The 21,138-nt window shown below is 53.5% G+C and carries 21 protein-coding genes and 1 pseudogene; 11 read left to right on the forward strand and 11 right to left on the reverse strand.

What is annotated here, in order from left to right; translation table 11 throughout:
- Complete coding sequence (locus FEF65_RS03975; protein ID WP_202978225.1) at positions 1–312, forward strand: STAS-like domain-containing protein; 312 nt, start codon at positions 1–3, stop codon at positions 310–312.
- Positions 313–349: 37 nt separating this feature from the next.
- Positions 350–763, forward strand: coding sequence for a hypothetical protein (locus FEF65_RS03980; RefSeq protein ID WP_161595171.1), 414 nt, complete (start codon positions 350–352; stop codon positions 761–763).
- Between the two features lie 76 nt (positions 764–839).
- Here FEF65_RS03980 and FEF65_RS03985 read toward each other — a convergent pair whose 3' ends face one another.
- Positions 840–1,472, reverse strand: coding sequence for a DUF6629 family protein (locus tag FEF65_RS03985; RefSeq protein WP_138238499.1), 633 nt, complete (start codon positions 1,470–1,472; stop codon positions 840–842).
- 125 nt (positions 1,473–1,597) lie between these two features.
- On the opposite strand from FEF65_RS03985, the gene FEF65_RS03990 reads away from it, so the two are divergent.
- Positions 1,598–2,128, forward strand: a complete 531-nt coding sequence (locus tag FEF65_RS03990; protein WP_138238500.1) for a glycine cleavage system transcriptional repressor — start codon at positions 1,598–1,600, stop codon at positions 2,126–2,128.
- 24 nt (positions 2,129–2,152) lie between these two features.
- Positions 2,153–2,656, forward strand: a complete 504-nt coding sequence (def, locus tag FEF65_RS03995) for a peptide deformylase (RefSeq protein WP_138238501.1) — start codon at positions 2,153–2,155, stop codon at positions 2,654–2,656.
- Positions 2,657–2,662: 6 nt separating this feature from the next.
- Here the strand turns inward: def and FEF65_RS13480 are convergent, their stop codons facing one another.
- The gene (locus FEF65_RS13480) at positions 2,663–2,818 is read right to left on the reverse strand and encodes a hypothetical protein (RefSeq protein ID WP_162847945.1); all 156 of its coding nucleotides are present in this window, start codon (positions 2,816–2,818) and stop codon (positions 2,663–2,665) included.
- 147 nt (positions 2,819–2,965) lie between these two features.
- On the opposite strand from FEF65_RS13480, the gene mutM reads away from it, so the two are divergent.
- The 5 genes from mutM to FEF65_RS04020 all read left to right on the forward strand — a co-directional run bounded on the left by mutM (position 2,966) and on the right by FEF65_RS04020 (position 8,074).
- Positions 2,966–3,778 (forward strand): bifunctional DNA-formamidopyrimidine glycosylase/DNA-(apurinic or apyrimidinic site) lyase, encoded by an 813-nt coding sequence (gene mutM, locus FEF65_RS04000; RefSeq protein WP_138238502.1) that lies wholly within the window; start codon positions 2,966–2,968, stop codon positions 3,776–3,778.
- 279 nt (positions 3,779–4,057) lie between these two features.
- Complete coding sequence (gene argS, locus FEF65_RS04005) at positions 4,058–5,764, forward strand: arginine--tRNA ligase (RefSeq protein WP_138238503.1); 1,707 nt, start codon at positions 4,058–4,060, stop codon at positions 5,762–5,764.
- A complete protein-coding gene (locus tag FEF65_RS04010) occupies positions 5,764–6,552 on the forward strand; it encodes an SPOR domain-containing protein (protein WP_138238504.1) in 789 nt (262 codons plus the stop codon). Before argS ends, FEF65_RS04010 begins: the two co-directional genes overlap by 1 nt.
- Positions 6,545–7,534, forward strand: coding sequence for an aminoglycoside phosphotransferase family protein (locus FEF65_RS04015; RefSeq protein ID WP_238701167.1), 990 nt, complete (start codon positions 6,545–6,547; stop codon positions 7,532–7,534). Before FEF65_RS04010 ends, FEF65_RS04015 begins: the two co-directional genes overlap by 8 nt.
- Before the next feature lie 60 nt (positions 7,535–7,594).
- Complete coding sequence (locus FEF65_RS04020) at positions 7,595–8,074, forward strand: FKBP-type peptidyl-prolyl cis-trans isomerase (protein ID WP_138238506.1); 480 nt, start codon at positions 7,595–7,597, stop codon at positions 8,072–8,074.
- 322 nt (positions 8,075–8,396) lie between these two features.
- On the opposite strand, the gene FEF65_RS04025 is transcribed toward FEF65_RS04020, so the two are convergent.
- The 6 genes and pseudogenes from FEF65_RS04025 to FEF65_RS04050 all read right to left on the reverse strand — a co-directional run bounded on the left by FEF65_RS04025 (position 8,397) and on the right by FEF65_RS04050 (position 16,358).
- Positions 8,397–11,414 (reverse strand): type I restriction endonuclease subunit R, encoded by a 3,018-nt coding sequence (locus FEF65_RS04025; protein ID WP_138238507.1) that lies wholly within the window; start codon positions 11,412–11,414, stop codon positions 8,397–8,399.
- Positions 11,411–12,772, reverse strand: a complete 1,362-nt coding sequence (locus FEF65_RS04030) for an ATP-binding protein (RefSeq protein ID WP_138238508.1) — start codon at positions 12,770–12,772, stop codon at positions 11,411–11,413. The genes FEF65_RS04025 and FEF65_RS04030 overlap by 4 nt, the downstream gene beginning before the upstream one ends.
- A 162-nt stretch (positions 12,773–12,934) precedes the next feature.
- A pseudogene (locus FEF65_RS04035) lies at positions 12,935–13,159 on the reverse strand (virulence RhuM family protein); the annotation flags it as partial.
- Positions 13,152–14,423 carry a restriction endonuclease subunit S gene (locus tag FEF65_RS04040; RefSeq protein ID WP_138238510.1) on the reverse strand — a complete coding sequence of 424 codons (1,272 nt, stop codon included), beginning with the start codon at positions 14,421–14,423 and terminating at the stop codon, positions 13,152–13,154. The pseudogene FEF65_RS04035 and the gene FEF65_RS04040, both read right to left, overlap by 8 nt.
- Entirely contained in the window at positions 14,410–14,772 is a 363-nt protein-coding gene (locus tag FEF65_RS04045; protein ID WP_138238511.1) for a GIY-YIG nuclease family protein, read from the reverse strand. The genes FEF65_RS04040 and FEF65_RS04045 overlap by 14 nt, the downstream gene beginning before the upstream one ends.
- Positions 14,769–16,358 (reverse strand): type I restriction-modification system subunit M, encoded by a 1,590-nt coding sequence (locus FEF65_RS04050; RefSeq protein WP_138238512.1) that lies wholly within the window; start codon positions 16,356–16,358, stop codon positions 14,769–14,771. The genes FEF65_RS04045 and FEF65_RS04050 overlap by 4 nt, the downstream gene beginning before the upstream one ends.
- A gap of 440 nt (positions 16,359–16,798) precedes the next feature.
- Here FEF65_RS04050 and FEF65_RS04055 point away from each other — a divergent pair, with 440 nt between their 5' ends.
- Positions 16,799–17,170, forward strand: a complete 372-nt coding sequence (locus tag FEF65_RS04055; RefSeq protein ID WP_161595172.1) for an Hpt domain-containing protein — start codon at positions 16,799–16,801, stop codon at positions 17,168–17,170.
- Between the two features lie 73 nt (positions 17,171–17,243).
- The gene (locus FEF65_RS04060; protein ID WP_138238514.1) at positions 17,244–17,810 is read left to right on the forward strand and encodes a response regulator; all 567 of its coding nucleotides are present in this window, start codon (positions 17,244–17,246) and stop codon (positions 17,808–17,810) included.
- Positions 17,811–17,899: 89 nt separating this feature from the next.
- Here FEF65_RS04060 and prmC read toward each other — a convergent pair whose 3' ends face one another.
- From prmC to hemA, 3 genes are read right to left on the reverse strand one after another with little or no spacing between them, the layout of a single operon-like run.
- Positions 17,900–18,739 carry a peptide chain release factor N(5)-glutamine methyltransferase gene (prmC, locus tag FEF65_RS04065; protein ID WP_138238515.1) on the reverse strand — a complete coding sequence of 280 codons (840 nt, stop codon included), beginning with the start codon at positions 18,737–18,739 and terminating at the stop codon, positions 17,900–17,902.
- Between the two features lie 11 nt (positions 18,740–18,750).
- Positions 18,751–19,824, reverse strand: coding sequence for a peptide chain release factor 1 (prfA, locus tag FEF65_RS04070; protein WP_138238516.1), 1,074 nt, complete (start codon positions 19,822–19,824; stop codon positions 18,751–18,753).
- Positions 19,805–21,133, reverse strand: a complete 1,329-nt coding sequence (gene hemA, locus FEF65_RS04075; RefSeq protein ID WP_138238517.1) for a glutamyl-tRNA reductase — start codon at positions 21,131–21,133, stop codon at positions 19,805–19,807. Before hemA ends, prfA begins: the two co-directional genes overlap by 20 nt.
- Between the last annotated feature and the right edge of the window lie 5 nt (positions 21,134–21,138).

Genomic DNA, 21,138 nt, shown 5'->3' on the forward strand with positions numbered 1-21,138 from the left:
ATGACGGTTAAGATAAGTATCGCTAGCGATTTCTCTCGGCATCCTGCAGGGCGTGTAATTGCAGATGGGCCATTTAGCGGTGAATCATTTCGCAAAAAGTTTTTAGAGCCACCCATTAAGAATGATAAGCATATTACAATCGATTTGGATGGAACGCGTGGGTATGGCTCATCATTTCTGGAGGAGGCCTTTGGGGGGTTGATTCGAGAGGGTTTTTTACCCGAAAGGGTAAAAGAGTTGATTACTTTTAAGGCTAGTGATCAAAGTTTAATACAAGAAATATTGGAATATATAGACGATGCCGGAAAGTAATTGCACCTCGTTGAATTGGGGGCAAATAGTAACTTGGGTGCTGGTTATTATTGGATGGGGGATTATCAATCGTCAGCATAATATCCGCGAGGATAGGAAGGAAACACGAGCATCTATTGATAGAGTTAAGAGTTATAGCTATGAATTAGAGACAGCATCGATAAAAGCTCATATGTCCAATGAGATTACTTCAGATGATGCAACTTGTATCAATTGGAAGATAAAAAAACTTATAGATGAAATAGAATATGCGGCTCTTCTTTCAAATGAAGAGCGAAATGCCCATGCTAAAATGCTACGTAGATCGATTACCTTAAGCAATCTTGATCCATCAAGTCACTGTGCAGTTTCAGAGCAGGATAAAATTATACGTGATACGCGAACAGCAATAGATGATCTTGTATCAGCGATAGAAAAGACTTTTAGAGGGCGATACCCTTTGGCTAAATAGAATCAAGTTCCCTTAATAAGGGTGTGGCGATATCTAGCTACATCTGGCAGTGAGCGCGAGGTAAGAACAAGTGGATTCATGTCCCTGGCGTTCGTCGAACGATGTGAAGGTAGATGATGGTGCTTAAAATGGCGGCGAAAAAGCACCAGACAGAAATATAGGCTGCCGTATAAAACAGGTAGGCGATGGCGAACAGAAGCAGCGCCATGGCTCCGAACAGGCGGATCAGTGGCTGGCTCGACAGCAGCGGGGCCAGGCAGGTGGCGGCCATATAAAGGATCATCATCGGCCAGGCGTAACTGTGGCCGGATACATAAACGACATGCGCCTCTGCCTCAGCGGTTAATGGTTGCGTGGTGATCTGGATCAGCAGGTGAATGCCGACCGACAGGCCGATCAGTTGCAGCAGCCACAAGGTTCTCTTACGCCACGCGATGATTTCAAGCATGCCAATCGCGAACGGGATATAGACGGGCCAGAGCACGTGCGAAAACATGGTGAACAGGTGGGCCATGATCGATTTGAGCTGCTCATCGTGGTGCAGGGCTGCCAGCCAAAGTCCCCCTTCGATCATTTGTTGGACCCCGAACAGCAGTGGTACGGCGGCCAGCGCGAGGGTGCGCCTGTCGGTTGTTTTGTGCACGGTGATTGCTCCCAGCGTGAGCAGGGTGCTACCGGCGAGGAAACTGGCTGTCGCTGAAAAACACATATCACCTGCTACCGCCCTGATAACGAAGAATCAATGGCTTTTATCGGTAGTCCGGCAACAATAATCAAATTGAATTTGCGACTGTTGGCCCATAGGCTGACTGCCGGAGAAACGGAGGTAGCCACATGTCCAGTATACTTTTATCCATTTCAGGTCACGACCGGCCGGGTATTGTCCGGGATGTGTCCGAAGCACTGCTGCACCTTGAGGCGAATATCGAGGACTCATCGATGACCGCGCTCAGGGGGCGTTTTACCATGATGATGATTGTCAGTCTGCCGGATGATCGCAGCCTGGGTGAGCTGAAGGCGACGCTGGCGGAGCTGGAGCAGCGCACCCATCTGACGGTGCAGTCACAGGTGATCAGTGATGAGGAGGCGGCCACGCAGGCGCTGCAGCCTGATCATGTGATTACGGTTCACGGCGCTGATCGGGTCGGTATTGTGCATGCTGTCACGGCCGCGCTTGCCGATGTCGGTGCGTCGATTGTCGATGTATCGACCGAACAGCGGGAGAGCGAGAGCGGGGATGTCTATATGATGGTGCTTGAGATTGCGGCAAACGGTGCAGATGCGATGGATGATGCGCTGCAGGCGGTGGCAGGGCGCATCGGCGTCAGCGTCGAAGTGCATGTGCTGGATGATGCCATTCTCTGATCTGCTCAGGCGCCTCTTTTTGTCATGAGTGATGTCACGATACTTGTCCATCCCCACCCGTTGTTGCGGGCGGTTTGCCCGGATGTGAGCGAATTTACGCCGCAGCTTGAGCAGCGTTTTGCGCAGCTGGATGCAATGATGCGGGCCGGGCCGGGGGGCGTGGGTATTGCCGCGCCACAGATCGGCTGGCAGCAGCGCATGATGGTGGTTGATTGCCGTCTGAGTCAGCGCCCGTGTCGTAACCACGGGCTGTTATGGATGTGCAACCCTGTGATTGAATCTGCAACAGGCAGCTCGCTGGGGCGAGAGGGTTGTCTGTCGGTACCCGACTGGGTGGGGATGGTTGAACGGGCCAAATCGATTCGGGTGACTTATGATGATATGCACGGCCAGCGACAGCAGCTGGAGAGCAGCGGCTTTGAAGCGCGGGTGATCCAGCATGAGCTTGATCACCTCAATGGTATTCTCTTTGTCGATCGGGTGGTCTCCGCCAGGGACCTGGTCAGAAGGCTGGCGCACCAGCCCTGACCGGTTTTACTCCCAGTTGTAGCTCTGCTCCTCATCGCCATGATCGCAAGGGGGGAGTCCCATCATGAATTCGATATCGGCGACGGGGATATGCCCCTGTTGTTTACTGATCCACTGTAAAATCTCAACATGATCTGTGACGGCTTCTTCAAGAAATGACATGGCTTGCCTCCGTTGTGTTGTGGTGCAAGGCTGTTTTTCAAATGCGACATGGGTGTGGCATAAGGGTGACAGGATGGTGACATGGCACCTTTGTTGAGTTCATAGCGGCGGTGAAAGAGATCGTTTGAGTCACAGGAGACGTTGATTATGCCTGAATTGCCGGAGGTTGAGGTGGTCTGTCGCGGGCTGGCGCCGGTGGTGGGGCGCAGCATTGTCGGGGTGAGCTGTCACCGGGCAGGGTTGCGCTATCCATTGCCTGATCTGGCGGGGCTGGCCGGCTGTCGGGTGACGGCAATCAGGCGAAGGGCAAAATATTTGTTATTCGAGCTGGATGACGGGCGGGTATTGATCTGGCATCTCGGCATGACCGGTCAGTTTCACCTGCTGGCGACACAGGCCCCTGCCGCATTGCACGAACATGTGCAGCTGAATCTGGATGATGGTCGCAGCCTTCGTTATCGCGATGCCCGGCGCTTTGGCTATGCCGGCCTGATGGCGGCGGCCGATGTGATGGATCATCCATGGTTTGCACGGCTGGGGCCTGAACCGCTTGGTGATGATTTTGATGCGGCGTATCTGTTGGCCTTTTGCCGTGGCCGCAAGGCACCGGTCAAGTCGGTGATCATGGATGCCGGTTGCGTGGTGGGGGTTGGTAATATCTATGCCGCCGAATCGTTGTTCAGGGCGGGTATTCATCCGGCCCGTGCTGCAGGGCGCATATCACAGCAGCGGCTGGCGGCACTGGTACTTGCCATTCGTCAGGTGCTGGCCGAGGCGATCAACGCCGGTGGCAGTACGATCAGCGATTTTGTTAAAGCCGATGGCAAGCCGGGCTACTTCGCCCACAGTTTTCAGGTCTATGGGCGGGAGGGTGAGCCCTGTCTGCGCTGCGGTACTGTGATCCGGCGCATGGTACAGTCGGGGCGAAGCAGCTTTTATTGCCCGGACTGCCAGCATTAAGTGGATGTGATTGATTGCGGCCTCGGGCAAAATTACTTTGTGAGGGTAGCGGCATGGTGATGCTCACCCGGCGTCGGTAAAGCCGTCCGCTCCCGTGGTCCGGCCGGATTGCGGTATCCATTTATGGGCTGCCCGGAAGTGCAGGACTCATCACGGCTTGCCGTGCCGGCTGCATCTGCCGCAGGCGGGCGGTCACATCTAATCCCGTGAAAAAGATCCACTGCAAGGGTAATATGCGCCGACTTTTTACGGGCAGATAGCGATTGCCTCGGAGGTATGATGAAACAGGCACTGGAACTGGCATTGCAGGGCGCACTACAAGAGTTGTTGAAGGACCACCCGGATGCTGTTGCTCCCGAGGTGCAGCTGACGCGTCCGAAAATCAAGGAGCATGGTGATTATGCCGCCAATGTGGCGATGCCACTGGCCCGTGTGCTGAAGAAAAGTCCGCAACAGGTTGCCGCAGCCCTGCTTGAGGTCGTGAAGTGGCCGGATTCGGTCGTCGGTGCTGACATTGCCGGCCCCGGTTTCATCAATATCCGCCTGCGCCAGGCCAGTGAAGCTGAGGTGCTGAAAACGATTATCTCCGCAGCTGAGAATTACGGGCGTGCTGCCGGTGTGGACGATACGGGCCGGATTAATCTGGAGTTTGTCTCTGCCAATCCGACCGGACCGATGCATGTCGGGCATGGACGGGGAGCAGTCGTCGGCGACTCGCTGGCCAATCTGCTCAAGGCTGTCGGTAAAAATGTGCAGCGTGAATATTATATCAATGATGCCGGTGCCCAGGTCGGTGTGCTGGCAAACAGCGTCTGGTTGCGCATGCAGGAGTTGCAGGGGGAAGAGATTGATTTCCCTGATGGTGCCTATCCGGGTGAATATATTGTCCAGATTGCTGCGGACCTTTTGCAGCAACACGATTATCAGGCCTTGTCTGCCATGGATGCCGCTGATCGCGCCGCACTGATCGGGCGAGCCGCCATTGATGCGAATATGGCGATGATTCGCGATGATCTGCAGGCGATCGGTATCAGCTTCGACCTCTATTTTTCCGAGCAGAGTCTGCACGCAAGCGGCAGAGTCAACGAGCTGATCGATAAATTGCGCAGCGATGGTGTTGTTTACACCGGCACGCTGCCACCGCCAAAGGGCAAGGAGATCGAGGATTATACGCCGGTTGAGCAGCAGCTGTTCCGGACAACGGATTTCGGCGATGATGTTGATCGCCCTCTGGCCAAGCAGGATGGCACGGCAACCTATTTTGCCGCCGATATCGCCTACCATTACGACAAGCATCTGCGTGGTTTTGACCGGATGATCGATGTCTGGGGTGCTGACCACGGTGGTTATGTGTCGCGCGTACAGGCGGCGATGAAGGCTTTAACCGGCCGTGATGCGCAGCCGGATGTGCTTCTGGTGCAGATGGTGAATCTGACCCGTGATGGCAAGCCGGTGAAGATGTCCAAGCGGGCCGGCACGTTTGTCACCCTGCGCGAAGTGGTGGATGAAGTGGGGCGTGATGCTGTTCGTTTCAACTTCATGACCCGCCGCGTTGAAAGTCAGCTGGATTTTGATCTTGAGGGTGCCAAACAGAAGAACGACGAAAATCCGGTCTATTATGTGCAGTATGCCCATGCCCGTATTGCCGCGATTCTGCGCAAGGCGGAGGAGGAGGGGCACACCCTCGGTGATCCGGATGATGTGGATGTCTCGGTGCTGACCTCACATGAGGAGCAGCGTCTGGTGGCGCATCTGCTCTCCTATCCGGAAGCCTTGCAGAAGGCGGCTGAGCGGCTTGAGGCCTATCGTGTGGCGACGTTTGCCATGCGTCTGGCTGCCGATTTCCACAGTTTTTATCATAAAAACAGGGTTGTGACCGATGATGTGGTCCTTACCCGTGCCCGTATGCTGTTGATTCGGGCGGTTGGTCAGGTGATTAGCAATGCGCTGACCATTCTCGGTGTGTCGGCGCCGGAACGGATGTAATGGCCAAGCAGGATTTTGCCCGGCTGGAGGCTCCCAGTCGCAAGGACAAGAAGCAGGATGGCATCTCGGTTGTATCGGTCGTTGCCATTGTGCTGATTGCCGGCCTCTGCTTTGTGGCCGGCTACTGGATTGGCGGGCAACAGGGGGGCGGTGCAGGTGAGCATGGTGTGCCACAGGCCAAGCTTGATGCACTGCAGGCAAAACTGGATGAGAAAGCAGCTGAAAATCATGTGTTGCAGGCCAATATCGAGGGGTTGCAGGAGCAGGTCGAGCTGTGGAAGGCGAAGGCTCAGCAGAGTGCCCATGCCCGTGTGGGGAATCTGCAGTTTTACAGTGAGTTGCCGAAACAGTCGGTGAAGCCGTCACCTGTGCTGGAGCCTGCACCGGAGCCGGAAGCAGATGCGCATGTGGATACCCGGCCTGTGGCTGCGGCCAGGGTTGAGGTAAAACCGGTGGCCGTGGATGCCCATCCTGCGGCGGCAACCAGAAGTGAGGTGAAGCAGGCGTTGCCTGCCGAGACGGCAGCCGTTGTGGCGCCTGCCGTTGATGATGCGCTCTATCGTATTCAGATCGCCTCGTTTCGCAGCCGGGAAGATGCCAACAGTATGCAGCAGAAGCTGACTCAGGCCGGTTTCAGGGCGCTGGTGGAGACGGTTGAACTGGGCGACAAGGGGACGTGGTACCGTATTTTTGCCGGTCCTTATGGCGGCAGGATTGAGGCGGACAAGCAACTGGCCGATATCGAACAGAAGGTGCACGTGAAGGGGTTGTTGATTCGTGGTGGATGAGAACAGAAGTGACCTGCGCCATGCATGGCTGCATCGGGTGCTGACAGAGGCGTTTGATGTGCGGCCATTGGCCGGAGATGCATCATTCCGCCGTTATTTCAGGGTCAGACAGGGTGAGTGCAGCTATGTGTTGATGGACGCACCTCCACCGCACGAGGATGTGCGGCCGTTTTTGCATGTGCGTGAATGGCTGGAACAGGCTGGTTTGCGGGTATCACAGTTGTATGCAGCCGATATTGAGCAGGGCCTTCTCCTGCTTGAGGATTTCGGTGACCTGACATGGGCTGTGCACCTGGGCTCAGGCGGTGATGCAGCCCCCATGCTTGCCGATGCCCTGCGGCAGCTGCATCGGTTGCAGGCATCTGCTCCAACCGTAACGCTGGCGCCGTTTGATCTGGCGCGTATGCGTCGTGAGTGTGACCTTTATCTGGACTGGTACCTTCCCTGTGTGGCCGGTTTCACTCCGGATGAAGGCCAGAGAGAGGCATTTCATGCCGGCTTGCATCAGGCGCTGTTGCAGATTGAAGCGCTGCCGCGCGTACCTGTACACCTGGATTATCATAGCCGTAACCTGATGTTGCCGGCGGGAGGTCTGCCGCTTGGTCAGATTGACTATCAGGATGCTGTTGCGGGCCCCGTCACCTATGACCTGGCATCGCTGCTGTATGACTGTTATCAGGATTACCCCGAAGAGATGCGCCGGCAGTGGAGCCGCGAATTTTTCACTGCATTGCCCGATGATCTGGCTGCAGCCTTTAGCGATTTCAAGCAGTGGCACCGTCTGCTGCGTCTGACCGCTCTGCAGCGTCATATCAAGGCGATCGGTATTTTTGCCAGGCTGGCTCATCGTGATGGCAAGCGGCAGTTTCTTGATGAAATCCCGCTGACACGCCGCCATCTGTTCGACGAGCTGGCATTCCTCGGCTGGGCTGAGGCCGATTGCCCGTTGCTTTTTTGTCGACCGGCGGCTGTGTCCGTATAAAAACTGCGCTTGTCGGGATGGTCTTATCGCGTAGCGTGACGATTTTTTAAGGAGGTCGCCATGCAAATTGCCGACAACAAGGTTGTATCCATTCATTACACCCTGACCAACGATGACGGAGAGGTTATCGATTCATCCCGTGATGCGGAGCCGCTGGTCTATCTGCATGGTGCGGAAAATATTATCCCCGGTCTTGAGCAGGCTCTTGCCGGCAAGGTTGCCGGCGATGATCTGAAGGTGAGTATTGCGCCATCAGATGCCTATGGCGATTTTGATGAAAATATGGTCCAGGTGGTACCGCGCGAGATGTTTCAGGGCGTCGATACGCTGGAGCCCGGCATGGAATTTCAGGCGCAGACCTCGCAGGGCGTGCAGGTGATCCGAATCGCTGCTGTTGATGGTGATGATATTACCATCGACGGAAATCATCCGCTGGCAGGTGAAACGCTGCACTTTGATGTCAGTGTGGCTGCTGTGCGTGAGGCCAGCGAGGAAGAGCTGGCGCATGGTCATGTGCATGGCCATGGTGGTTGCCACTGATAACAACGGTTGAAGGAGAGAGGGGTTGCGCTGGCAGCCCCTTTTTTTTGTGCCCATCGGCGGTTGTTGTGGTTGATGAATGTCGGGGTGGCAATCTATCAGCAGTGACAGGGAGTCGGATCATTAAATCCGTCGATGAAAATGCGCGAAACAAGTCCTGACCCCTATTGTGTGACCCCTATTGTGGTGACAGGGCGTCGGATCATTAAATCCGTCGATGAAAATGCGCGAAACGAGTCCTGACCCCTATTGTGCTGCATCTAAATCGCCTTCGTAAAACAGATAGTTCCTAGAACTTCCGGAGCGCATCAGTTATCTCCCATCAAGCCAGCCCAAAATACCGCTCAAAGAACTCGGTCAGTTTGCCAAGTACAGTCTGCTTCTTCTCGGAGTGATTGTTGTTCCGAGAGAAGCGAGAGACTGGTGGCATGATGTTAGTGATAGCAATGCCTCCAGATGAAATACCCCCATCGCGGAAAGCATCCTCTACAAACTTCTTTGTCTCATCCGGCTTCAGATTTTCTTCAGTGATAATCTGATCGAGTTCCTCACGCTTTCTCTTCTCGATGAAGGCCAACCACTCTTCATCCACCTTGGCTGAGGCTGAGAGCGATTTCACAAACTGAGTGATGAGGTCTTTCTTGTTGCGCAGCGATGGGCTGGAGTTAATCGCCCGGTCAATCGTTGCCTGTATCTCTTTATCTTCGCCTGCGCCCTTCGATTTCAGATACTTCTCAACCAGCATCAGGATGTAATCCACATTGATTTCGATCTGCTTGATGAGTTCAATCTCAAACACGATGTCGTCATTGATGGCTTCTTTCTCACCGTCATCTTTGGTGCGGAAATCAGCGTAGATATTCAGGTAGAGGCTCTGATAGTCCTGAAAATCACGGTCGCTAAGGATTTCATTGCCGGTGAAATCATCGAATGAGGTCAGGATGTTCTTCAGACGCAGGATGGCACCGAAGAGTTTGATAAATGCCTTCTGAGCCTCTTCTCCGATGATAGGGAGGCTAAGGGGATAATCAGTGGTGAGTTGCTCAACCCGCTTCTCATATTCTTTGTAATACTCGGCATACGGCTTTAACAGCACGATGCCCTTGGCATCCTTGTTGCCGAACAGCGACAGCGCATCGTTGGTTTCTTTCTCCAGGTCGCGGAAGGCTACGATGTTTCCGTAGGTCTTCACCGAGTTAAGGATACGGTTGGTTCGTGAATACGCCTGAATAAGGCCGTGCGCCTTCAGGTTCTTATCCACCCAGAGCGTATTGAGCGTGGTCGCATCAAAGCCAGTCAGGAACATATTCACCACGATGACCATATCCAACTCGCGGTTCTTTAACCGCAATGTCAGGTCTTTGTAGTAGTTCTGGAACTTGTCGGCAGATGTATCGAAACTGGTGCCGAACATCGTGTTGTAGTCTCTGATTGTGGCATCCAAAAAATCACGCGAACTCTGGTCCAGCCCAGCGGTTTCAAACTCTTCTTCTCCAAGTATGCCGCTTTCGTCATCCTCATTGGCTGCGAAACTGTATATCAGGCCAATCTTGAGGCACTTATCCGAAGGCAAATCCTTCTGCTGCTTGGCAAACTCAAGGTAGTAGCGTTTAGCCGCATCAATCGAAGCCGTCGCAAACAGTGAATTGAAGCCCACCATCCGCTTATCACCCAGCGTATAACTGGAACTACGTTTGGTTTTCTGGTCAAAGTGTTCACGGATATAGGCAACGACCTGCTCGGTACGTTCCGGCGACAGCAAGGCCCGTTCAGTGTCGATGGCCGATACTTTCTTATCCTTGATGTGCTCTGAGAGTTTCAGGGTGTTGATATAGTCGATACGGAACGGCAGCACATTCTTATCGTTAATCGCATCGACAATCGTATAGGAGTGGAGTTTGTCTCCGAATGCCTGTGCTGTGGTTCGTGCCGAGCCTTTGAGACTGCTGGAGGCATTGGCCGCAAAGATGGGCGTGCCGGTAAAACCGAACAGGTGATAGCGCTTAAATGAGCGGGTGATTTCCTGATGCATATCACCGAATTGGCTGCGGTGGCACTCATCAAAGATGACGACAACCGGCTTTTCATAGATGGGGTGCGCTTTGTGTTTGGCTACAAAACGGCTCAACTTCTGAATGGTGGTAATGATGATGGTCGCAGCCGGGTCTTCCAGTTGCTTCTTGAGCACCGTGGTTGAGGTATTGGAGTTGGCCGCACCTTTCTCAAAGCGTTCGTATTCACGCATCGTCTGGTAATCAAGGTCTTTGCGGTCCACAACGAACAGCACTTTATCAATGTTCGGCAGGTTCCTTGCCAGTTGCGCTGCCTTAAAACTGGTCAGTGTCTTACCTGAGCCTGTGGTGTGCCAGATGTAGCCGCCTGCTTCTATGTGGCCCTGCTTCTTCTGATTGGATGAAGTGAGGATGCGCAGCAGGATGTTTTCAGCCGCCACAATCTGATATGGACGCATCACCAGTAGTTTGCGGTCCACATCAAACACACAGTATTTGGTGAGAACATTCAGCAATGAATGCTTGGCGAAGAAGGTCTTGGTAAAGCCGGTCAGTTCAGTGATTGGCCGGTTCTTCGCATCCGCCCACCAACTTGTGAATGCGAAACTGTTGGATGTCTTGCTCTTGTTGCGCTTGCTGGTCTGCTCTTTCAGATGGCCATCGCGCACGGTGTTGCTGTAATACTTGGTCAGCGTGCCATTGCTGATGACGAAGAGTTGGACGTATTCAAACAACCCTGAGCCAGCCCAGAAACTATCGCGCTGATAGCGATTGATCTGATTGAACGCTTCGCGGATATCCACGCCGCGCCGCTTGAGTTCGATATGAACCATCGGCAAGCCGTTCACCAGAATGCTTACGTCATAGCGGTTGGCTCGTTTCCCCTCCACCTCATATTGGTTAATCACCTGTAGCCGGTTGTTGTGGATGTTGGCCTTATCAATCAGGTAGATGTTTTTAACACTGCCATCATCGCGCTTGAGCACCTGGATGTGGTCTTCCTGAATACGGGTGGTTTTCTCGATGATGCCGTCATTGGCTCCGGAGACCTTTTCACGAAAAAAACCATCCCACTCGCTATCGGAGAACTCGGTTTTGTTCAGCGCCTCTAACTGACGGCGAAGGTTGGCGACCAGTTCCGCCTCAGAGGTGATTGGCAGGTATTCATAAGCCTGAGACTGGAGTTGTTTGATAAGGGCCTTTTCCAGAGCGTCTTCACTCTGATATGACGCTTCCCGCACCTCATCGGCAACGAACTCTGAAACCACCGTGCTCTCATCCGAAACGGCAATCGGCGCATAGCGGTATGTGGTTTGTTCTTCAGTCATCCGGTAAACCCGCTGACCTGAGCATCGAAATCAGCCAAACGCCCCCGAACCGCGCTGGCGCCATAATGAAAAGCGAGTACGGCGGCGGGCCACTGCCTTACCTCGGCGCCATCAACATCCTTCTTTCCGAACCGGCTGCGCGTGGATGCCCACGCCAACGGCAGTCGGTTTTTGCTTATGAATCGCATCAAACCTTTGAGAGACTCCGGCTTGTCGACATACCGGTCGCTCCATTTAATTTCCAGCGCACCCGTCGGTTTGAGGAACTGAGAAGACTCCACCAGATCAACTTCAGAATCCTGGCTTCCCCAGCGGGCATAATTCAGGCGTGCCCCTTCGTGGAAACGCTGAGCAAACAAAGCGGTCTCCACCAGATGCCCGAACTCCGCCTCATCCGGTTTCCTCGCACCAAACAACCCCGTATACATAGCAGAATTGGTAAGATAAACCTTGAAGTTCCGTTCTCGCTGATAACGACGACCATCCTGATCCACTCGAAACACCCTCTGAATAAGGAAAGCAGCCTCCAGATATTCGATGTACTTCTGGATTGTCTGCTTGCCCACGCCACTTCGCTGCGACAACTGCTCAAATGAAACTTCCTCAGCCGTGTTGAAGGCCAACAGCGTAAACAGCGAGTTGAGTTCCTGAATGTCCTTGATGCCATACAACTGAGGCAAATCACGCAACAGAACCTTGTCCACGATATCTGATTTAACGAATCGTTCCGGGTTGCTCCGAACCACAGCCGACAAGGCCAACTCCGGATAACCGCCATAGTTCACATAATCAACAAACTGCTCATTCAGTAGGGTGATATCATCGAGCACATACCGATTGTGGTACTCCTCCCGAATGGCGGCAGGCTCTTCGCGTAAGTCCAGGTACTCAGAGAACGTCAGCGGAGGGAGAAGAAAATCCGTAAAACGACCTGCCCCCGACTCTGTGCTTTGGCGTTTGAGCGCGGCAGCGGCAGAGCCGGACACCAGAATGCGTAAATCAGGGCGATGATCGACCAACGGCTTAAGGTGCTTTTCCCAATCTTTGTGAGACTGTATTTCATCGAAAAACAGGTAGCGCGCTCCCTCGCCATCCGGGGCTACGGTTTCAATCTGCTGAATTAGAGAATCAAGCGATTGCCCGTGTAGCAGCGGGTGATCCATTTCCACATAAACGATTCGCTGTGCGTTGACCCCGCTTTTCAACAAATCGGCAATCAGGTGGCGTATCAGAATCGTTTTACCAACCCGGCGCGGCCCAAGCAACACCACAGCACGACGCAAACTTGGTTCCAGCAGCAACTGACGCACGGGGTCCAAATAGGCACGAGGACGCAATTTAAGCGTCTCATTATCCATACAGGCGCTCTCCCACCACGGATTCAGCCGCTTAAGATGGCTTATAACTTGTTGATCAGAAACGTCTTTCACAAAAAAACCCCGTTAAGCATACCTTTCTGTGCTTAACAATAACAAGTCCAGACACACCATCAAGAACGACTTTCATACGGACAGGTTTACTTCTAAACGAACCTGTCGGAAATCCCGACAAGTTGCCTCCTGGCTCAATTCACCTTCGGCATAGATGTTGGCGATATGCTCCACCACATTGGTGCGCGAAGTCTGAAACAGGTCAGCCAGTTGTTGCTGACTTAGCCAGACCGTGTCGCCATCCAGGCGCACATCAATCGCTGGCGCATCACCCCGCTGAAACAGAATGATCTCGCCGCCGGGTTGTTCACTCATACCCGTGCCTCCTCCTGCCTGCCGCCTGCCTGTCGGCAGACAGGGCAGGCAGGTCAAAGGTCAGCAAACGGTCGCGATAGTGCTCATATTGCTGGCGGCGGGCTTTGATTTCAGCGGGAAGGCCGGATGAGAGGTCATTCACAAGAGCATCAAGTTTATCAAGTACATCCACAATGCGAGACTGCTCATCAAGAGAAGGGATTGGGATTTGAAAACTTGTTAGTTCTTCCTTTGTGATGGTTTTAATTGTACTGCCCCGAGCAGTCTCTTTCTCAATGCCAAACTTTTTTTGGACTTGATAGGCAAAATATTTTTTGTTCAGTTCAATTTTGTACTTGTCAAAGATCGCGAGAGTTCTATCTACATAACTGTCATATTGAGTAATCGCAACTCGGCCAATGCTGCCTTGTAGAGTAACGATAACTGTTCCAGATGGTACAAATACACTTTTTAACTGCGCCAACTTTGATATTTTTCGCTTTGTATCTTCAACAAGACGCATATCTTCGCCTACATCTACGACCTGAACGAATGGCATCGCCTGCTCACCATCATACCACTCAACATTTCCATATGGTTGCGGAAAGGAACCTCTCCGAAAACCGGCTACCTCCCCCAAAGTCATCCACCGGACATCTTCCCTGCCTGACCGGCAGGCAGGCCTGTCTTCACCCTGCCTGCCTGCAGGCAGGTCGAATGAGAGCAATTCATCGCGGTAGTATTGATACTGCTTTTGGCGAGCCTCCAGTTCAGCCTCCAGTTCAGCCTCCAGTTCAGTGAACGTGTCCAGCACCTTCACAATCTCCCGCTGAACTTCGAGGGGGGGGATGGGGACAACGACTTTTGACATCGCATTGCTCATTAATTTCGGGTTTCCCATACCTGAACTAACGTATCTCTTAGCAACTGTTCCCAATATGTAATAAACAAACTTGGCTGAGGTCAATTGATTGTCCTTAACCTTAAGCAAACCACATACGTTAGTGATGCTGTATTTCTCATTGATATGGTAAAAAACAGACCCCGCATTAGCACCGTCGGTAGTCCAAGTTATCGACTCAAAATCATAGTCAAAAGAATTGATCAGACCAAACACACCACCGTTAGCAGTTTGCGAAGAATAGACTGGGTAATTGCCAGCATTATCACGCAAATATTCCTTCGACATAACTCGACCACGATTTATATGGCAAATATCACCGACAGTTCTTAATTCCACTCCCTGAGGACATAACTGCCTAAGGAGCTGATCAATTCCGGACATGACTCGTCTCCTTTATTTTTCGCTTTAACCACTCACGACCAGAGCCGGATTTGAGATACTTTTCCCGTTGAACTGCGTCCTGCTCATTCTCACAGGTTTCGTAGTACAAGACACAAAGGGGTTGATGCTTTCTGGTATGTGCAGCACCGTCTCCGGAAAGATGCCTTAAATACCGTGCTTTCAGATTGGTGGTAAAACCTTTGTACAAGGTTCCGTCATTACAGAGCAGAACATAGGCATACCAGCTATCGTTTTCACACGGCAGTTCAGCGGGGTCACTCCACCCCACCTGCCTGCCGGCAGGCAGGTCCGGGCACAACTCAGCAATCAAATCATCAATGCGGCTCATACGTTGCGTGCCTCCTGCCTGCCGGCAGGCAGGTCAAGGTCGGCAACGATGGCATCAATCTGTGTCCGCAGTTCCGCCTGCCGCGCCACAATGCCAGCAATGTCAGCATTGAGCTCCACGATGTTAATCACTTCGCGGGTATCTTCCTGCTCCACATACGATGAAACGGCGATGTTGTAGGCGTTGTCAGCAATGTCGCTGTTATCAACCAGTTTGGCGAAGTGCTCGGCATCCTCACGGGCAATGATGGCATCAAGGATTTTCTTCTGATGCTCTGTAGTCAGTTTGTTCTTGTTGCCGCTGCGCGTGAACTCAGCCGAGGCATCAATGAACAGGGTCTTGTTATCCTGTTTGGACTTCTTGAGCACGATGATACAGGTGCCAATGGTGGTGCCGAAAAAGAGGTCCGATGGCAGTTGGATAACGGCATCAACGTAGTTGTTATCAATGAGGTACTTGCGGATTTTACCTTCTGCGCCCCCACGATAGAGCACACCGGGGAACTCAACGATTGCCGCAGTACCATCCACCGCCAGCCAATGAAGCATATGAAGGGTAAAGGCCAGGTCCGCCTTGCTCTTGGGAGCAAGCACACCGGCTGGCGCAAAGCGCGGGTCGTTAATCAGTAGCGGGTTGGCATCACCATCCCATTTAATCGAGTACGGCGGATTGGAAACGATGGCTTCAAACGGCTCATCATCCCAGTGCGCCGGGTCGGTCAGCGTATCGCCGTGCGCAATATCAAACTTCTCGTAGTTGATATCGTGAAGGAACATATTGATACGGCAGAGGTTGAAGGTGGTGAGGTTAATCTCCTGCCCGAAGAAGCCCTGACGCACGCGGTCCGGGCCGAGCACCTTGGCGAACTTGAGCAGCAGCGAGCCGGAGCCGCAGGCCGGGTCATACACCTTGTTGACCTCGGTTTTACCAATCACCGTGATACGGGCAAGCAATTCAGAGACTTCCTGCGGCGTATAGAACTCGCCACCGGACTTGCCAGCGCTGGAGGCATACATTGCCATCAGGTACTCGTAGGCATCACCAAAGGCATCAATGGTGTTGTCCGCAAAAGAGCCAAAGTTCAGTTCACCGATACTGTTCAGCAGTTTGACCAGTTGCTCATTTCGCTTGGCGACACTTTGCCCCAGTTTGTTGCTGTTCACATCCAGGTCGTCAAACAAGCCCTTGATATCATCTTCACTATCGGAGCCAACGGCTGAGCCTTCGATATCCTTGAATACCCGGCTCAGGGTTTCATTGAGGTTGGCATCGTGCCGTGCTTTTTGGCGCACATTGGCAAACAGATCGGATGGCAGGATGTAAAAGCCTTTTTCGCGCACCGTTTCCTTGCGTCCGAACTCAGCATCTTCATCGCTCAACTTGGCGTAATCAAAGTCAGGGTCGCCCGCTTTGCGCTCCTGCTCATTCAGATAGGTCGTGAGGTTTTCCGAGATGAAGCGGTAGAACAGCATCCCGAGCACATAACTTTTAAAATCCCAACCATCCACGCTGCCGCGCAAATCATTGGCGATACGCCAAATCGTTTTATGTAGTTCGGCGCGTTCGGCTTCTTTCTTGTTGCTCATTAACCCCTCCAGACAGACAACTTAAGCATAGATACAATGCTGTGGTTGTCCAATTCTGTCGCTGATTGAGACACCTCCTGTCGCACAAAAGAAGAAAGGCGACCCATTGGCTTCCTCGGATTAGCAGATTTATTTTCGAAACAAACAATGGGGTCAGTTCTGAAACAATGGGGTCAGTTCTGTAGTTGCTAGTTATGGATTGAGCCAACTATGCGTACGTGTTGCACCCTCTACGAATTGAATATTCCTTGGCAACTACAAAAAGCGGTCCAAACAATGGCAGGCATTTAACTGGCTGGGGGCTTACTTAAATGGCTGCTTTCCGGCTAATCCGCGATGAACTTTTTTGTGCCCGCCGGCGGTTGTTGTGGCTGATGAATGTCGGGATAGCAATCAACCAGTGTTTCCCTAGAGTTGTGGACCGATTCAGGAGGATAATGATGCACGATACCGGTTCCGAACTTGATCTTGTGATACTCGATGGACTTTTGGGCATGATTCGCATGCCGGAAAAGCGCTGGAATCTGCTGACTTCATTTGAGACCGGAGCACAGGAACATTTGCAGCGGCTGGAGCTTATGGCCGGAGAGGGTGACCAGACTGCATTTCTGAGTCGGGTGCATACCATCAAAGGTGGTTCCGGTGCACTGGGGATGAAGCAGATCGTTGCCTTGTGTCTGGAAATAGAGGCTGCAGGCGCATCCCTCGATGCTGCGGCTATGTCTGCTTATGTTGTCAGGCTAAGGTCTGCATTTAATGCCGGAGCTGCAGCATTGAGTGCACATCTGGAACAGTTGCACCCGCGAACCTGATTGTGATGGCGCTTGAAAGTGTGACTGTTTTACATACTATCTCAAGCTTACTCTCTGATTGAGGAGCCCTGCTTTGAAAAAGACCCCACAAGTACTTGTTGTTGATGATGATATGATGATCCAGATTATTCTGGGCCAATTGATTCGTGGTTTTGGTATGGAAGCACTTGAAGCAAAGAGTGCCGAGGACGTTGAAAGCCTGCTTTCCTTGCACAGTCCTGAGCTCATTCTTCTGGATATTAATATTCCGGGCTCGGATACCAGAGAGTTGCTCCGCTCCTTCAGGGCTGACCCCAAACTTGAAAATACAAAGATTATCATGATTTCAGGTAGTGATAATCTTGCCGAAATTGCGGCCTATGTGAACGCAGGTGCGGATGACTATATCCTCAAGCCATTTCACGCGACCTTGCTCAAGACCCGTATCATTCATGCGCTTGACGGTCTGGAGCGCGATCAGCGCCAGAAAGGCTCTTATGTTCACGTCAAAGAGGCCAAGCAGCTGTTGCAGAAGGTGATCGAGGATCATGCCGGCATGGATGCGCCCCTTGCGGATGGTTTGAACGCGGTGCTGGATGAGATGAAAGAGTCCTGCCGACTGCTGAAGAAGGCGGGTAAGAGCAATGTCCGCCTTGGTTAACTTCTAACCATTTAAAAGATTTGAAAAAAAGCCCCGCCGTCAGGCGGGGCTTTTTTGTGCTCTCAGGGCTGTTGTCTCTCCGCCATCCTTCAGTTTCGCTGGTAGACAGCGCCGCGTAAATGGCCGGCCAGATCCCGTACCTCCTCATCCAGGGTTAGAACGGGTGGCAGGGAGGGCAGTCCACACGGGCCGGTTTCAACCATGATATAGCCTGTTTCAGTCAGCCATGCCGGCGCTTCATTGACAATGGTGGTCAGAAAAGTGAGTCCGTCATGCTCATCGGTCAGGGCGTGACGTGGTTCTGCATCCAGCTCCGGTTCAAGCCCGTCCATTTCGGCCGCTGTAACATAGGGCGGGTTGGAGAGGATGGCATCAAACGGACCATCCTCGCCCCGATGCAGGGCCATCAACATATCCGCGCAACGAAAACTCATGCGGGCAGCTGTTCCCAGTCTTTCAGCATTGTCGCGGGCGACGTTCAGCGCGCTGGCTGAAATGTCCGTGGCAACCACGCTGGCATGCGGGTATTCAGCCGCCAGTGTAATGGCAATGCAGCCGGAACCGGTGCCGATATCGCAAAAGCGGTAGTGGCCATGGCGATCGGGAAAGCGGCTGAGTACGGCTTCAATCATATGTTCTGTTTCAGGGCGGGGAATCAGAACATCGGGGGTAACCCGGAACGGGCGCGACCAGAACTCTCTCTCTCCAGTGATATAGGCAAGGGGTTCGCGCCTGGCGCGGCGACTGATTAATTGCTCAAATGTATCCTGAATATCACTGGCCAGGGGCTCATAGGCGCGCGTGAATAACTCGGTGCGGCTGGCATGCCAGACATGCATCAGCAGTAGTTCGGCATCCAGGCGGGGCGTATCACAGCCGGCATTTGCCAGGCGTGTCGCAGCCAGGTGCAGTATGTCGCGTACAGTCACGCTGGCCGGGATTAGTCTCGCCGGCTGGCGAGAAGTTCGGCCTGATGGTGGGTCAGCAGTGAGTCGACGAGCTCTCCCATATCGCCACCAAGAATTTGCTCAAGACGGTAGAGGGTCAGGTTGATGCGGTGATCGGTGATGCGTCCCTGCGGGAAATTGTAGGTGCGGATGCGTTCGGAGCGGTCTCCCGATCCGACCATGCCCTTGCGTGCTTCGGCACGCTCGGCATTGGCTTCCGACTGCTCTTTGTCGAACAGTCGTGCCTGCAGCACTTTCATGGCCTGAGCCTTGTTCTTATGCTGGCTGGACTGGTCCTGACAGGTGACCACCATGCCGGTCGGAATATGGGTGATGCGAACGGCTGACTCGGTTTTGTTGACATGCTGGCCGCCGGCGCCGGAGGCGCGGTATACGTCGATGCGCAGGTCTTCACTGCGAATGTTGACCTCAACCTCCTCGGCAACCGGCAGAATCGCGACGGTACAGGCCGAGGTGTGGATGCGACCGCCGGATTCGGTTTCCGGTACGCGTTGCACACGGTGGGTGCCGGACTCGAACTTGAAGCGCGAAAAGACGCCATTGCCGGTAATCTGGGCGATGATTTCCTTATAGCCGCCGATGCCGGTGTCGTTGGCGGAAAGAATCTCTACCTTGTAGCCCAGTGTTTCACTGTAACGGCAGTACATGCGGAACAGATCGGCCGCAAACAGGGCCGCCTCATCACCGCCGGTGCCTGCGCGGATTTCGAGAATAATGTCGCGGGTATCATTCGGATCTTTCGGCAGCAGCAGCAGGGCAATGCGCTCATCACTGTCCGTGATGGCCTGTTTGAGCTCATTGACCTCGGCCTCCGCCATGGCCCGGAGTTCGGCATCGCATTCGGGGTCGGCAATCAGCTCCCTGTTGTCGGCCAGTTGCTGTTGCAGGTCGAGATAGTGACGGGCCTCTGTGGCAACAGGCTCAATTTCAGCAAACTCACGTGAGAGAGCTGTGTAGCGTTTGTTGTCGGAGGTGATGTCAGGATCAGCGAGCATGACGGCAATCTCTTCCCGTCGATGCAGGATATTATCCAGGCGAGCGTTCATTTTTTCCTTTTGCTGCCGGAACGGCATGCAGGTGCCGGGTGGCGGGGCTGTCGAGTCCGAACAGGCGGGTGGCCGCCCCCATCAAAAGGTCGCCCTCAATATCATCCGGCAATGTCTTTAACGTTTGCAGGGTCGGGTGCAGATAGCGTTTCATCAGCGCCTTGCTGAATCGCTCTACGGCCTCCAGCTGCGCCGGCTCGAAGTCCTTCATGTAGCGCAGTGCTTTCTCCAGTTCTTCGACGCGCCGCTGCTCCTGTTGTTGCTGAATGGAGCGGATCAATGGGATGGTTTCCAGGGACTTCAGCCAGCCGAAGAAGGCCGCTTCCTCTTCAGCGAGGATTTTACGCGCCTGCTCGGCTTCCTGCTGACGATGTTCCACATTGCCCTGTACGACCTGCTGCAGGTCATCGATGTCATAAAGGTAGACGCCATCGATCTCGGCGATGCGCGGATCAATATCGCGCGGTACGGCAATATCAACCAGGAACATCGGACGGTTGCGGCGCTTTTTCATGGCGCTGCCGACAATATCCGGCAGCAGTACAAATGTGGTGGCACCGGTGCTCGATAGTACGATGTCGGCGGCATCAAGGTATTCAGGCAGCTGCTCCATGGTCAGGGCATGGCCGTTGAATTCCACGGCAAGCTTCTCTGCTCTGGCCAGGGTGCGGTTGGCCACCAGAATATCCGAGCATCCGTTGGCGCGCAGATGGCGGGCGGCAAGCTCTGCCATTTCACCGGCGCCGATCAACAGTACGGTTTTGCCGCCAAGGTCGCCGAAGATGTGGCGGGCAAGCTCGACTGCACAGGAGGAGATATTCACTGCCTGTTTGCCGATTTCCGTTTCGCTGCGGGCGCGTTTTGCGGCAGCAAAGGTGGACTGATACAGGCGGTGCAGTACATGACCTGCTGTACCGGCGGCGAGTGCGTGTTCGTAAGAGGTTTTAACCTGACCGAGAATCTGTGGCTCGCCCAGTACCAGTGAATCGAGGCCGGATGCCACTGCAAACAGATGGCGGACAGCAGCTTCGGCTGTATGGGAGTAGAGGTGCTCGCTGACCAGAGTCATATCCATGCCGGCCTTGTGTGCGAACCACTCATGCACCGTGGCAATGGCGGCATCAGGGTCATGAGTAACCACGGTCATTTCAACCCGGTTGCAGGTAGAGAGCAGGGATGCCTCACGGATTGCCGGTTCCTCTACGCATTGCTGAAGGATGTCAGCAATTTCGCTTTCAGGTACAGCCAGACGTTCCCGCAGTTCAACGGGGGCTGTTTTATGGTTTAATCCGATGTGGCAAATGCGCATGCGCG

Source organism: Mariprofundus erugo (genome assembly GCF_005818865.1).
GTDB lineage: Bacteria > Pseudomonadota > Zetaproteobacteria > Mariprofundales > Mariprofundaceae > Mariprofundus > Mariprofundus erugo.